We start from the raw sequence: 14,422 nt of genomic DNA on the forward strand, positions 1-14,422 counted from the left end.
GTCAGGAGTTGCGGGCGCGGGCGCGCGCACGAGCGCGCTCGGTCGGGTCGAGAACGACCTTGCGGATGCGCACGATCTCGGGGGTCACCTCGACGCATTCGTCCTCGGCGGCGAATTCGAGTGACTCTTCGAGTGTGAGCTTGCGCGGCGGAATGAGGTTCTCGAACGCGTCAGCGGTTGCCGAGCGCATGTTCGTGAGCTTCTTTTCCTTCGTGATGTTCACGTCCATGTCTTCGTTGCGGGAGTTTTCACCAACGACCTGGCCCTGGTACACCTCGGAAGTGGGTTCAACGAAGAACGAGCCGCGCTCTTGGAGGTTGATCATCGCGTAGGGGGTCACAGCGCCCGCACGGTCGGCAACGAGCGAGCCCGTGTTGCGGAATTCGATGGGGCCCATCCAGGGCTCGAAGCCCTCGGCGAGCGACGAGGCGATGCCCGTTCCGCGCGTCTCGGTCAAGAAGCGCGAGCGGAAGCCAATGAGACCGCGCGCGGGCACGAGGAATTCCATGCGCACCCAGCCGGAGCCGTGGTTGTTCATCGTTTCCATACGGCCCTTGCGCGACGCCATGAGCTGCGTGACCGTGCCGAGGTATTCCTCGGGAACGTCGATCGTCATGCGTTCGATCGGCTCACACGTGACGCCGTCGATCTCGCGCGTGAGCACCTGCGGCTTGCCCACGGTCAACTCGAAGCCTTCGCGGCGCATTTGCTCCACGAGGATTGCGAGGGCAAGCTCGCCGCGGCCCTGAACCTCCCATGCATCGGGGCGGTCGGTGGGCAGCACCTTGAGGGACACGTTGCCCACGAGCTCGGCATCGAGGCGGTCCTTGACCTGGCGGGCGGTGAGCTTGTGCCCCTTGACCTTGCCGGCGATCGGCGAGGTGTTGATGCCGATCGTCATCGAGATCGCCGGATCATCCACGGTGATGAGGGGCAGCGGGCGCGGATCTTCAAGATCGGTCAGGGTCTCGCCGATCATGATCTCGGGAATGCCAGCGACAGCAACGATGTCGCCGGGACGGGCAGTGCGGGTCATCTGCTCGCGCGTGAGGCCCTTCGTTTCGAGAAGCTCGGTCACCTTCACGCTCTTGATGTCGCCGTGGCGGGTCGCCCACGCGACCTGCTGCCCCTTCTTGAGCTCGCCGTTCTCGATGCGCAAAAGCGCGAGGCGGCCGAGGAACGGCGAAGCATCGAGGTTCGTGACGTGGGCCTGCAGCGGCATCTCGTCGTCGTACTCGGGAGCGGGGATCGATTCGAGGATCGTTTTGAAGAGCGGTTCAACGGTTTCGGAGTCGGGAAGCTCGCCATCAGCGGGCTTGGTTGCGCTCGCGCGCCCCGCCTTGCCAGACGCGTAGATCACGGGAACGTCGAGCAGCGCGTCGAAGTCGATGTCAGCGTTGTCCTGGGAAAGGTCTTCCGCGAGGCCAAGGAGGAGATCGGTTGTTTCGTTGACGACCGCGTCGATGCGGGCATCGGGGCGGTCAACCTTGTTGACAACGATGATCACGGGCAGGCTCGCGGCGAGCGCCTTACGAAGCACGAAGCGGGTCTGCGGGAGCGGGCCCTCGGAGGCGTCGACGAGGAGAACGACGCCGTCGACCATAGAAAGACCGCGCTCGACCTCACCACCGAAATCGGCGTGGCCCGGGGTGTCGATCACGTTGATCGTGATGCCCTCGGGGTGCCCAATCTCGGCTGCCGTCGGCCCCGAGTAGTGGATCGCGGTGTTCTTCGCGAGGATCGTGATGCCCTTTTCGCGCTCGAGATCACCGGAGTCCATCGCACGCTCGTCAACTTTGTCGCGTTCACCGAACGCGCCGCCCTGGCGAAGCATGGCGTCCACGAGGGTCGTCTTGCCGTGATCGACGTGGGCGACGATCGCGACGTTTCGAAGATCGGAGCGGTGCTGAGTGGTCATAGGAGCCTTATCTGTTCGGGATCGGCGGAAAGTCTCGTGAGGTGTGGGGGTCCGACGCTTGCCTGGCCCACGCGCGCCCGATTCATGGTAGCGCGTCCAGGCTCCCAATCCGCCGCGTGTGGGGTCTCACGTGGCGAATAGAAATCTGCCTCACAGACTGAGGGATCACAATAGAAACATGAGTGAAAACAGCAACCTCTCCCCCATCCCAGTTGATCCGACAACCACGGAGGCCTGGCAGCGCCTCGAAGAACACGACGGCATGCTCGACAAGGGCCTGCGCGAGGTGTTCGCGGAAGACCCCGATCGCGCGAAGAAGCTGAGTTTTGAAGCGGCGGATCTGTTCGTCGATCTCTCGAAGAACCTTGTCTCCGAGGAAACCGTCGGCCTCCTCCTCGATCTCGCGAAAGAGACGGGAGTGTGCGAGCGCCGCGATGAGATGTTCGCGGGCGCGCACATCAACACGACCGAGGATCGCGCCGTTTTGCACACCGCCCTGCGCCGCCCGAAGGGCGCGACGCCCTCGCTTGAGGTGGATGGCCAGAGCGTCGATCACGACGTGCACGAGGTTCTCGAGCGCATCTATGAGTTTGCGAACAAGGTTCGTAGCGGCGAATGGACCGGCGTGACGGGTAAGAAAATCGAGACCGTCATCAACGTCGGTATCGGCGGCTCCGACCTCGGCCCCGTGATGGTGTACGAGGCGCTGCGCCCGCTCGCGGATGCGGGTATTGAAGCGCGCTTTATTTCGAACATCGACCCGACCGACGTGGGCGAGACGACCCGCGACCTCGATCCCGAAACCACCCTCGTGATCGTCGCGTCCAAGACCTTCACGACCCTCGAGACCATTACGAATGCGAAGCTCGTGCGTGCGTGGCTCCTCGAGGGCCTTCACGCTGCCGGTGTCGCCGAGTCCCGCGACGCCGAGGCCGTCGCGAAGCACTTCGTTGCCGTTTCGACTGCGCTCGACAAGGTGGAGGAGTTTGGCATCGATCCGCAAAACGCGTTCGGCTTCTGGAGCTGGGTTGGAGGGCGCTACTCGGTCGATTCGGCAATCGGCACCGTGCTCACGGTCGTGTTCGGACCCGAGGCTTTCGAAGAGTTCCTTTCCGGCTTCCACGCTATGGATGAACATTTCCGCACCGCGGAACCCGAGAAGAACGTTCCGCTCCTCATGGGCATGCTCAACATCTGGAACGTGAATTTCCTCGGTGCTGAGACCCACGCGGTTCTTCCCTACAGCCAGTTCCTCCACCGCTTCCCCGCCTATCTTCAGCAGCTCACGATGGAGTCCAACGGTAAGGCTGTGCGCTACGACGGCTCCCCCGTGACCGCCGAGACGGGCGAGATCTTCTGGGGCGAGCCCGGCACGAATGGTCAGCACGCCTTCTATCAGCTCATCCACCAGGGCACGCGCCTGATCCCCGCGGATTTCATTGCATTCGCGAACCCCACCTACGCACTCAAGGACGGCGAGACCGACGTCCACGAGCTCTTCCTCGCGAACTTCTTCGCGCAAACGAAGGCCCTCGCCTTCGGCAAGACCGCCGAGGAGGTCGAGGCGGAGGGCACGACCGGCGCGCTCGTTCCGGCACGCGAATTCTCGGGTGATCGCCCCACCACGTCGATCATGGCGAGCGCGCTCACGCCGAGCGTCCTCGGCCAGCTGATCGCCCTCTACGAGCACATCACCTTTGTGCAGGGAGCCGTGTGGGGCATCAATAGCTTCGATCAGTGGGGCGTTGAGCTTGGCAAGCAGCTCGCGAAGCAACTCACGAGCGCCGTTGCAGGCGACGAAGCAGTGCTCGCCGAGCAGGACTCCTCAACGCGTCAGCTCATCGAGTACTACCGAAAGCATCGCGCCTAAGTTCTACTCGCAAGAAACGGGACCCCGCGAAAGGCGGGGTCCCGTTTCCCATAGCTGAGGCGCTCAGTTAAAAACCATGCCGCCATCGATAATGAGGGCCTGGCCCGTCATGTAGTTCGAATCGGGGCCCGCGAGGTATGAAACGCACGCAGCAACATCCTCTGCATGCGGCACGTTTCAGCTCGTGGTCGCTCTCGAGGGTCCCGCATCGTATTGACTAGGATGGGCGTGGCGTAAGGCACAACCGAAAGAGAGTGACATGAAGGTCGGCATTCTAACTTCCGGCGGCGACTGCCCGGGGCTCAACGCGGTCATCCGCGGAGCTGTACTCAAAGGGGATTCGATCTACGAAGACGAGTTCGTGGGGTACCTCGACGGCTGGAAGGGCGTGCGCGACAACGAATTCATCCCGATCCCACGCCGCCTTGTGCGCGGCATCGGCCGTCAGGGCGGAACGATCCTCGGCACCTCGCGCGTCAACCCCTTCCACGAGGACGGCGGCGGCGCCGAGGGCGTGCGCAAAGTTCTCGCGGACCACGATGTGGATGCCCTCATCGCCATCGGTGGTGACGGAACACTGTTCACGGCCAATCGCCTAGCGAAAGCCGGCATCCCCGTGGTCGGCGTCCCGAAAACGGTGGATAACGACCTCGACGCCACGGACTACACGTTCGGTTTCAATACCGCCGTTGATATCGCAACCGAGAACCTCGACCGCTTGCGCATGACGGGCAACAGCCACCACCGATGCATGGTCGCTGAGGTCATGGGGCGCAGCGTTGGCTGGATCGCGCTCCACTCGGGTATGGCTGCAGGCGCGCATGTCATCTGCATCCCCGAATTCCCGCTCACGATCGATGAGATCTGCGAATACGTCGCGCAGCGCGCTGCACGCTCAAAGCGCCGCTCCCCACTCGTCGTCGTCGCCGAGGGGTTCGTTCCGAAGGACGCGCCGGCAGACTTCATGGACTACGAGATGGACGAATTTGGCCGACCGATCCTCGGCGGCGTCGCCCAGCGCCTCGCCCCCTATATCGAAGAAGCCACGGGTATCGAAACCCGCGCGACCGTGCTCGGACACATCCAGCGCGGCGGCGAACCGAATGCGTACGATCGCGTGCTCGCGACTCGTTTCGGTATGGCCGCAATCGACCTCGTGCACGAAGGCGGTTTTGGTCGCATGGTCTCGCTACGCGGGACCGACATCGTGAACGAGCCGCTCACCGAGGCAATCGACTCGGTGAAGCGCGTGCCCAGGTCCAGATGGGACGAGGTTCGCGTCCTTTTTGGGTAGGAACGCCGCGCATTTGCGCCCCAGTCCCGCTTTTTGATAATAATTCAAAACATGCTGACCGCGCTCGCCCTCACCACAATTGCCGGGCTCGCCACGATCCTCGGCTCTCTCATAGCCTTGAGTGAGCGTGCCCGCGAACCGAAAGCCCTAGGCGCGGCTCTCGCGTTCGCCGCAGGTGCGATGCTCACCGTCAGCGCTCTCGAGCTCCTCCCCCACTCGATCGGTGTGCTCGGAGCGGACACGACCACCCTTTACTGCGTCGCCGGCCTCGTCATTGTTGGCGCCCTCGACCTTGCTTCGCGAGCGTGGGAGCGCCGTGCGGTCACGAGCGCTAGGGAGTCGGCGCAACCGTCGGACCCCTCAAGTGCACGAGCACTTTTGCGCACGGGCCTCATCACGGCTCTCGCACTCACCGCGCACAACATTCCCGAGGGGTTCGCGACGTTTTCGAGCGCACTCCAGGACACCGCGTTCGCACTCCCGCTCGCTGGCGCGATCGCGCTGCACAACATCCCCGAAGGGGTCGCCGTCGCCGCCCCCATCCTCCACGCGACCGGGTCACGCACGAAGGCCATCGCCGCGACAGCGCTCTCGGGGCTGTCCGAACCAGCCGGAGCCCTCGCGCTCTACGGGCTCCTCACCGCCACGGGGCACGCCGCGAACCTCGAATGGGCAAACCCCCTCATCGCGGGGGTCATGATCGCGATCAGCGCGGTTGAGCTCCTCCCCCTCGCCTACGCGCACGCCCGGCTTACGCGAGCCCTCGCGTGGTGCGCGGTGGGCGCGCTTGTCATGGCGGCGAGCCTGTGGGCGCTCGGCGGTTGAGCACGCCCCACTCGCCGCTCCCCCCTCCTGATACGTTTGAAAAGTTCGTGCCCGCGACCTCGAGGAGATGCCGATGTCCACCATCATGTACACCATCACCGACGAAGCCCCCATGCTCGCGACCACATCGCTCCTCCCGATCGTGCGCGGCTTCACGTCGAAAGCTGGCGTTGACGTTGCCACGCGCGACATCTCGCTCGCAGGCCGCATCCTCGCGGCCTTCGCGGACCGTCTCCCAGAAGACCAGCGCGAAAGCGATGCCCTTTCCGAACTCGGCGCTCTCGCACGCACTCCCGAGGCAAACATCATCAAGCTGCCGAACATTTCGGCCTCGGTTCCTCAACTCAAGGCCGCGATTGCCGAGCTGCAGGCGCACGGCTTCGCCCTCCCCGACTACCCCGAGTCCCCCTCAAGCGACGACGAGCGCGAGATTCGCGCCCGCTACGACGCCGTCAAGGGCTCCGCCGTGAACCCCGTACTGCGCGAAGGAAACTCTGACCGACGCGCCCCGCACGCCGTCAAAAACTACGCGAAAGCCCATCCGCATCGCATGGGTGAGTGGAGCAACGAATCGCGCACGCAGGTCGCGACGATGAGTGAAGGCGACTTCCGCGCGAGCGAACAGAGCGTCGTTGTGCGCGGCGAAAAAACGCTCCAGATCGTCCACGTCGCGCCCGACGGTACCGAGACCATCCTCAAGGACGCCGTGGCGACCGAGGATGGCGACATCATCGACGCGAGTGTCATGCGTGCCAGTGCGCTCGACACCTTCCTCGCGGAACAAATCGACGAGGCCCGCGAGCGCGACGTGCTCTTCTCACTTCACCTCAAGGCCACGATGATGAAGGTCAGCGACCCCGTGATCTTCGGCCACGCCGTGCGCGCTTTCTTCCCCGAGGTTTTCGCGCGCTTCGGCGCAGAACTCGAGTCAGCGGGGATTTCCGCAAACAACGGTCTCGGCGCTGTTCTTGGGGGGCTCGACGCTCTCGACGCGGGTACCGCCGAGTCGATTCGCACCCTCGTGGCCAAGCGTCTCTTGGAGGGCCCCGAACTCGCGATGGTCGATTCGGATCGAAGCATCACGAACCTCCACATCCCAAGCGATGTGATCGTGGATGCGAGCATGCCCGCCATGATCCGCACGAGCGGAAAAATGTGGGGGTCCGACGGCGCCACGCACGACACCCTGGCCGTGATTCCCGATAGCTCCTATGCCCCTATCTACCAGGTTGTGATCGACGACTGCCGTCGCCATGGCGCGTTTGACCCGGCAACGATGGGGACCGTGCCGAACGTGGGCCTCATGGCGCAAAAAGCCGAGGAATACGGTAGCCACGACAAGACTTTCGTCGCCCCCCAAGACGGGCGAATCGAGATCCGCTCGACGTGCGGGTGCAGTGACGCGGCGCTGACATCGCACACCGTCGAGGCAGGCGATATTTTCCGCGCGTGCCACACGAAAGACGCACCCGTGCGAGACTGGGTGGCTCTTGCCGTGCGTCGCGCACGTCTGAGCTCCACTCCCGCATTTTTCTGGCTCGATCCCGAGCGCGCACACGATCGTGAGGTCGCGGCGAAGGTCGAGCGCTACCTCGGCGAGGAAAACACGGACGGTCTCGATATACGAGTGCTAAGTCCCGTCGAGGCGATGAAGGAAACCCTGGAGCGCACGCGTGCCGGGCTCGACACGATCTCGGTCACGGGGAACGTGCTTCGCGATTACCTCACTGACCTCTTCCCGATCATGGAACTCGGCACGAGTGCGAAAATGCTCTCGGTCGTGCCGCTCATGGCGGGCGGTGGACTGTTCGAGACCGGAGCCGGTGGCTCCGCACCGAAGCACGTGCAGCAGCTCATGAGCGAAAACTACTTGCGGTGGGACTCGCTCGGCGAGTTCCTTGCGCTTGCCGAATCACTCAGGCATCTCGCGCGCCACGACGGCAATCGAGAAGCCGAGGTTCTCGCGAACGCGCTCGACCGCGCAACGGAAACCCTTCTGAACGAGGGGAAGTCGCCCGAACGCCGTCTCGGTGGCATCGACAATCGCGGCTCGCATTTCTTCCTCGCGCTTTACTGGGCGCGCGAACTCGCGTCGCAGACGGACTCCTCCGTGCTCGCTGAGACTTTTGCGCCCGTCGCGCATGACCTGAGCGAGGCCAAGGAGCAGATCGAGCGCGAACTTCTCGAGGTTCAGGGCTCACCCGCAGAGATAGGCGGCTACTACCGGCCTGCCCCTGAATCAACAGCAGCGGTCATGCGCCCCTCGGCCACGCTCAACGCGATCATCGACCAACTCGCTGCGCGCTAACGCGCCCGCCTCGAGCTTCCCTAGAAGCGCAGGTCGGTCTCGACTCCCATCGAACGCGCGACCGGCAAATGGAAGTGGTCGCTCGCGCGCGCCTGGTTCTTGAACATGACGCGGAACAGTTTCTTCGCGACGAGCGTTGCGAAGGACGCAGGCGCGAGCACGAGGTTGGCGCGCGCTGTCACGAACCACGTGGATTTCAATCGCTGATTGCTCCAACGCTCGCTCGCATCGGGGCACGAGGCGAGAAGACGCATCGCCTTCGGCACGTCCAGGTGTTCCTTGAAGCCGAAGTGGACGTTCACGCATTCGACGCCGTCGGGCACGCCCGGGACGTCCAGAATCTTGATGCGATCTTCCGCGTTCACGCGCGGAACGGGCTCGGTCGTCACCTCGGCAATCACGACGCGCGAGTGGATCGCGCGATTCACGCGCGTTTGCGTGAGAAGCGCGAGCGGCGGCGTATGGACATCCTGGTGGAGGTACACGACGGTTCCCGGGAGCTTTTGGAGCTGCTTCTTTTCTGTGCGCGCCACGAATTCCTCCCACGTACCGCACAGGTCCCGGCGGCGCTCACGAAGGCGATCGGCGCCGAAACGCCACACGTGCATTGTCGCAATGCACAGCGCCGATACGACAAGGGGAATCCATCCTCCCGTGAACACTTTCGCGGCGTTGGCCGCAAACAGGAAGAGCTCGGCGCTCGCAAAGAATGCGACCACGACGATCACCTTCCACAGCGCCCACTTTCGCACGTGGCGAAGGTAGAGGAACAGAAGGGCAGTCGAGAGGAGGAACGATCCCGAAACGGCGATGCCGTACGCGCTCGAGAGCCCCTGCGAGGAGCGGAAGGCAAGGATGAGCACGAGTGCCCCCACGCACAATAGCCAGTTCACACCGGGCACATACACCTGCCCCTTGTGCTCGCTCGTATACGTATGCGATAGGCGCGGAAGTAGACCGAGGCGCTGCGCCTGCATCGACACGCTGAATGCCCCCGCAATCACGGCCTGTGAGGCGATGATCGTCGCGAGAGTCGCGAGGATGACGACTGGAAACTGCAGCGAGTGAGGCACAAGATCGTAGAACGGGTGGCTCGCGCTACGTTCGCGCAGAACGAGCGCACCCTGCCCCAGATAGTTCAGTGCGAGGCACGGAAAGACGAGCACGAACCACGCCCTCGCGATCGGCCCTCGGCCAAAGTGCCCCATATCCGCATACAGTGCCTCGGCGCCCGTCACCGTCAGCACAACAGCGCCAAGTGCAAAAAATGCCAAGAGCGGTTCCGTCACGATGAAGCCGAGAGCGTGATGCGGAGAAAGCGCCCCGATGATTTCCGGAGTCTTCACGATCGACAGCACGCCGAAGGTCGCGATCACAAGGAACCACACGATCATGACGGGCCCGAACGCGCGTCCCACGACGCCCGTTCCCCACCGCTGAATGCTAAAGAGGGCAAGCACGAGCACGAGCGCGATTGGCACGACGAGCGGTCCGAGGGCGGGAGAGGCCTCTTCCAAACCTTCCACAGCCGACAGGATCGAGATGGCCGGGGTGATGAGCGAATCGCCGTAAAACAAACCAGCCGCGCACATACCGAGCACCATCACCGCGCCGAGCAGACCTCGCGTGCTCGCGTTCGACAGGACGGATGTCAGAAGCGCCGTGAGCGAGAGCTCGCCACCCTCACCGTCGTTGTCGGCACGCAGCAGCACGCCTACGTACTTGATGGAGACCGTGAAGGTAACCGCCCACAGCACGAGGGACAACGCGCCAAAAATATGCTGGGGATCAGGGGGAAGCGGGTGACCGTCGGCCTCTGTGAAAAGCGCTTGGAATGCGTAAATCGGCGAGGTGCCGATGTCTCCGAATACAACGCCGAGGGCAGCGACGGACAGCGCAAAAATACCTTGTGAACGGGCGTGAGTTGTCATCACGAGCGACGAGTCTAACCTGACCCCATGGGTCAAGAAACCGTTAAGGCTGTCTCGTGGCTCACGAATCCGTAAGGCCGTACAGCGGCTACCAGCCCCCGCATGCGAAAGCGCCCCGACACATGCCGGGGCGCTTTCGTACGGTCGCGGAATCAGAGAGCCGCGAGTGCAGCCTCGTAATCGGGCTCGTCATCGACACTCGGCACGAGCTGCGAGTGCACAACCTTCCCGGTTTCGTCGGCAACGAGCACGGCACGGGCAAACAGGCCGGCGAAGTCACCGTCGGACAGCACAACGCCGTAGTCCTTGCCGAAGCTCGAGCGGAACGCCGAGAACGTGTGGACGTCATCGAGGCCCTCCGCGCCACAGAAGCGTTCCTGCGCGAACGGAAGATCCACCGACACACCGATCACGACGGTGTTGTCGAGCGAGGACGCCTTCTTGTTGAACGTGCGGAGCTGCGCCTGGCACGTGGGGGTATCCACGGAAGGGAAGATGTTCAGCACGATGCGCTTGCCGGCGAAGTCGTCGAGGGTGACATCGCCAAGGTCAGCATTCGCGAGGATGAATGCGGGAAGCTGATCGCCAACCTTGGGGAGCTCCCCGTTCGTCGACACGGTTGCGCCTTCAATGGTGACTTCTGCCATCGTCAATCCTTCTTTCATCGCTATGTCCGGCCGCGACCTGCGGCCCTGCTACGTCTCGTACAGTAGAACCGCCATCTGACCGTTGCCAGAAAGCGGCTTGCTCTCGCACGCCTACGCCTTCTCCGATTTCATACGCTCAATGGCCTTCTTCACATCAAAGTCGGCTTTCGGATAAGCGGGAGCGATGCGTTCGAGAGCATCGGTCAGAAGCTGCTGAACCGCCAGTCGCGCGTACCACTTTCGATCCGCAGGAACGACGTGCCACGGAGCCCACGGTGTATGCGTCTCGCGGATCGCAGCATCGTACGCATCCATGTACGCCTCCCAGTGCTCGCGTTCGTCGAGGTCGCCCATGTTGAACTTCCAATGTTTGTCCTCACGCTCGAGGCGCTCGAACAGCCGCTCCCACTGCTCCTCCTTAGAGATGTGAAGCATGACCTTCACGACCTCGTAGCCTCGTTCCTCGACGAGTTGCTTTTCAAACCTGTTGATGTCGCTGTAGCGCTTCGCGAGAGTCTTGTCATCTGCCCACCCGTGGACGCGGTGAATGAGCACGTCCTCGTAGTGCGATCGATCGAACACTCCAATGAAGCCCGGCTCAGGAAGCGCTCGGCGAATACGCCACAGGAAGTGGCGATTCTTCTCTGTTGCCGTTGGCGCCTTGAAGCCCTTGATCCGTACGCCCTGCGGGTCAACAGCGCCCACCACGTGGCGCACGATTCCGCCCTTGCCGGCCGTGTCCATGCCCTGAATCACGAGAAGGACGCGGCGGCCATTGTCCTCACCACGATGCTCCGCCCACAGTCTTTCCTGGAGCTCACTGAGGTACGCGGTACGCGCGGCGAGGATCGCTTTGCCGTCCTGCTTGTCGCCGTCAAAGTCGAGCCGCGCCTTCGTCGAGAGGTCGCGCACGGAGGTGAAGCCCTCAAGGTCGAGCGGGAGCTCGTGCCCGCGCGGGCGCGCGTCCACATAGGTGCCGTCCTCGACGATGTCGAGCGCGGCATCACTCACCTTTAGGTGTTTCTTTGCCTGATCGAGAACGATCTGTTCGCGCTGTTCACGCACGGGCGCCTGAGCGCTCTTAGTGCTCTTTTTGCTCTTCTTGTCCTTTTTGGCCATGCATCCAGTTTAGGAAGGGGCGAGGGGCCCTCCCTAACGCACGCTTACTTCGAGGCTCGCCTGTGCGTGAGAGCGATGAAGCGCGTCACGATGAGGGCACCGAGGGCGATGGCAGCCGTCGACACCCAGACCGCCGCGGCAGCCGAGCGGAAGAAAACCGGCGCCGAACGCGCCCAATAAAATCCGCGCCCTCGACGACACGGCAGGCACCCCACATGCGACCTCCCCTTCCGTCGCCCCCAAAAAACCGCACGCAAGCTCCATAAACACGGCCAAGGCTCTCAGACAACCTCATCATCGACGCCTAGGAACACCCCTACCGCATCGCGCACGCGTAATTCACATGACTGTCAGGCATAAAATGGCGTCTCCTGATAGACAATGTTTGACCCGGCTGTATCACGTATCGAAGGGGATTCGGTGAAGAAGAAGTTATGGTCAACGATTCTGGCCTGCGTATCCATCGTCCCACTCCTCCTATCCCTCCAAGGCTGCGGCGACGCCCTGAGCACGGAGATAGAGGCCGATGACTCACCGCAAGTACTGTCGGAAGCCTGGGGGATTGACGTCCCCGCCTCTATGACTACTGAAGAGTTTTACAGCAGCGATGTAGGGTTCACAGGCGACGGAGACTATCTACGCGTAATGAAACTGCCCAAGGCAGACCAAGTTGGGATGTGGGCTCCAGCTAACTTCCAAGAATCGCCAGATGAATGGGTTGGTACGACCGTCATCACCAACTCGAACGCCCCATTCAAACTGGACGATTTCAGTGATCTGCGGTGCCATCCGGTCACCAAGAGGGAAGATGGATCTTATCTGATGCTCTGCTACAGCAGAGCATCAGATAATTACTATTCCTTCGAATCGATATTTTAAATCGATCCATCTTTAAACGCTAATCACTATCGGGTATGGCCTTCCCCCACGCCCGAGCACAACCCACCTCGTCATCCCCACCGAACGCAGCGTATTACGCACCTTCGGCTCACGCTGACGGGTCGAAACGTTTTGAAAGTACTCGGACCACTTGCCTTAGGACAACGCGGGTTGACGTAGTGCCACTAAGCGGACTGGCGTGTGAGGACGATGTAAGCGGTAACTGCCGCGGCGGTGAGTACTGGCCAGATAATGAGCGGGACGGTGATCGCGCCAACATCGGCGAGAACACCTCCAAGGAGAGCCGCAAAAGGGACAGTGCCCATCGTCACCATGCGCATTGCCGCGCTCGTGCGGCCGAGGTACTTCTTATCCACCGCTTTTGCTACGTATGAAAACCCAGCGATGTTGGCGATGGTGAGGGTAAAAGCCCAGCACACTGATTTAATGAGAAAGAGGGTGTGCGCCCACGATGGGATGAGGAGTGCCAGAATCGGCAGACACGCCACGATTGCTTGCGTGATGGAACTCCAAATGTAGAGCGTTCGCACAGGGATAGCATTCATGACTCGGGGCGCGATCACTGCGGCGAGGATCCCTACTGCCGCGGAAACCGTTCCAAGGATGCCGAAAAATGGCATTCCAAGATCCAACACGCGCAGGATCACCACGCTAACCATTGAGTCGCTCAAGGCGAGGCCAACGTTGCCTGCTGAAATCAGACATACAGCACCGAGAAGGAAACGGTTGGTTCCAAGAATTCGGAAACCGTCGGTCAGTTTCTGCGAGAGAGGTCGGTTGTCTTTTCCGGGATGCGTCGATTCACTGCTCTCGTCCGCTGAGTGGATAGTCGTGTTTTGGTTGCTAGAGAACTGCTGCTGCCTGAGACGTTGCAGTATTCGTAGCGCAAAGAATAGAGATAAGGCAAAGAAAAGGATGGCGACACCGGTAGTTGGGGTAGTGCCGAAGAAGGTCAACGCTAGGCCGGCTGCCGCAGGCGCGATGACCCCTGCAATGGAATCCGCCATCGCCATCCTAGACACAGCGTTTTCGATCCGGTCGTCAGCCCTGGCGATAAAGGGCACGAGACTCGTTTGGGCATTTTCCGAAGCAATTATCGACACCCCAAGGAAAAAGACGATTGCCATGAAAAACACAGGATTTTCCAGCCCAAAGTGGAGACCGAGGCACAGGGATGCGCCGAGAAGTACCTTGAGTGCAAGGGAGAGCGCTAGGACTGTCTGCGGTTTGTAGCGGTCAACCAGAAGCCCGATGGGGAGCGCCAAGAAGATTGCAGCTCCCGCCTCGAGGAAGTCCAGAACTCCTATCTGGGTGGTAGAGAAGCCAAGGAGTGAAATTGCGATGATTGACATGGAAGAGTCAACAAATTCACGCCCGGCAGCATCGCTTGCGTTAGAAGCTTGGAGAGAACGTAAGAGGTGTCGTTCTGAGTTTTCTTGTACCAAGATCACTTACTATCTTTACTCAGGGCATGCAAAGCCCTGGGGGCGTTCTTATACTCAATGATGACATCTAAGTTTGGTCCATATCTAACACCCTCAACCAAGCTGGCAGGAATGCCAAGTTCTTTGCAACGCTCCATGAGTGCCTTTCTAAGATCGCTTTGCAGC

General features: G+C 61.8%; 11 protein-coding genes. 5 read left to right on the plus strand and 6 right to left on the minus strand.

The annotated features are described in order from the left end of the window. Position 1: 1 nt before the first annotated feature. Positions 2-1,918, minus strand: a complete 1,917-nt coding sequence (gene typA, locus NBW56_RS07670) for a translational GTPase TypA (RefSeq protein ID WP_250258726.1) — start codon at positions 1,916-1,918, stop codon at positions 2-4. Positions 1,919-2,096: 178 nt separating this feature from the next. Here typA and pgi point away from each other — a divergent pair, with 178 nt between their 5' ends. Beyond that, positions 2,097-3,788: a glucose-6-phosphate isomerase gene (pgi, locus tag NBW56_RS07675; protein WP_150333486.1), complete on the plus strand. Its 1,692-nt coding sequence runs from the start codon at positions 2,097-2,099 to the stop codon at positions 3,786-3,788. A 63-nt stretch (positions 3,789-3,851) separates the two neighbouring features. Here the strand turns inward: pgi and NBW56_RS07680 are convergent, their stop codons facing one another. Further along, a complete protein-coding gene (locus tag NBW56_RS07680; RefSeq protein WP_223845687.1) occupies positions 3,852-3,962 on the minus strand; it encodes an SDR family oxidoreductase in 111 nt (36 codons plus the stop codon). An 85-nt stretch (positions 3,963-4,047) separates the two neighbouring features. Between NBW56_RS07680 and NBW56_RS07685 the strand changes: the two genes are divergently transcribed. From NBW56_RS07685 to NBW56_RS07695, 3 genes are all read left to right on the plus strand, one after another. Then, positions 4,048-5,082, plus strand: coding sequence for a 6-phosphofructokinase (locus NBW56_RS07685; protein WP_250258727.1), 1,035 nt, complete (start codon positions 4,048-4,050; stop codon positions 5,080-5,082). Between the two features lie 51 nt (positions 5,083-5,133). Further along, a complete protein-coding gene (locus NBW56_RS07690; protein WP_250258728.1) occupies positions 5,134-5,907 on the plus strand; it encodes a ZIP family metal transporter in 774 nt (257 codons plus the stop codon). 73 nt (positions 5,908-5,980) lie between these two features. Beyond that, positions 5,981-8,215: an NADP-dependent isocitrate dehydrogenase gene (locus tag NBW56_RS07695; protein WP_250258729.1), complete on the plus strand. Its 2,235-nt coding sequence runs from the start codon at positions 5,981-5,983 to the stop codon at positions 8,213-8,215. A 20-nt stretch (positions 8,216-8,235) separates the two neighbouring features. Here NBW56_RS07695 and NBW56_RS07700 read toward each other — a convergent pair whose 3' ends face one another. From NBW56_RS07700 to NBW56_RS07710, 3 genes are all read right to left on the minus strand, one after another. After that, positions 8,236-10,146 (minus strand): potassium transporter Kup, encoded by a 1,911-nt coding sequence (locus NBW56_RS07700; protein ID WP_250258765.1) that lies wholly within the window; start codon positions 10,144-10,146, stop codon positions 8,236-8,238. Between the two features lie 152 nt (positions 10,147-10,298). Continuing rightward, entirely contained in the window at positions 10,299-10,793 is a 495-nt protein-coding gene (gene tpx / locus NBW56_RS07705) for a thiol peroxidase (protein WP_074297383.1), read from the minus strand. A 111-nt stretch (positions 10,794-10,904) separates the two neighbouring features. Then, complete coding sequence (locus tag NBW56_RS07710) at positions 10,905-11,912, minus strand: PPK2 family polyphosphate kinase (RefSeq protein ID WP_250258730.1); 1,008 nt, start codon at positions 11,910-11,912, stop codon at positions 10,905-10,907. A 420-nt stretch (positions 11,913-12,332) separates the two neighbouring features. Between NBW56_RS07710 and NBW56_RS07715 the strand changes: the two genes are divergently transcribed. Beyond that, positions 12,333-12,791 (plus strand): hypothetical protein, encoded by a 459-nt coding sequence (locus NBW56_RS07715; protein WP_250258731.1) that lies wholly within the window; start codon positions 12,333-12,335, stop codon positions 12,789-12,791. A gap of 185 nt (positions 12,792-12,976) precedes the next feature. Here the strand turns inward: NBW56_RS07715 and NBW56_RS07720 are convergent, their stop codons facing one another. Then, positions 12,977-14,164 (minus strand): MFS transporter, encoded by a 1,188-nt coding sequence (locus tag NBW56_RS07720; protein ID WP_250258732.1) that lies wholly within the window; start codon positions 14,162-14,164, stop codon positions 12,977-12,979. Positions 14,165-14,422 lie beyond the last annotated feature (258 nt).

The organism is Dermabacter sp. Marseille-Q3180 (genome assembly GCF_940792985.1).
GTDB classification, from domain to species: domain Bacteria; phylum Actinomycetota; class Actinomycetes; order Actinomycetales; family Dermabacteraceae; genus Dermabacter; species Dermabacter vaginalis.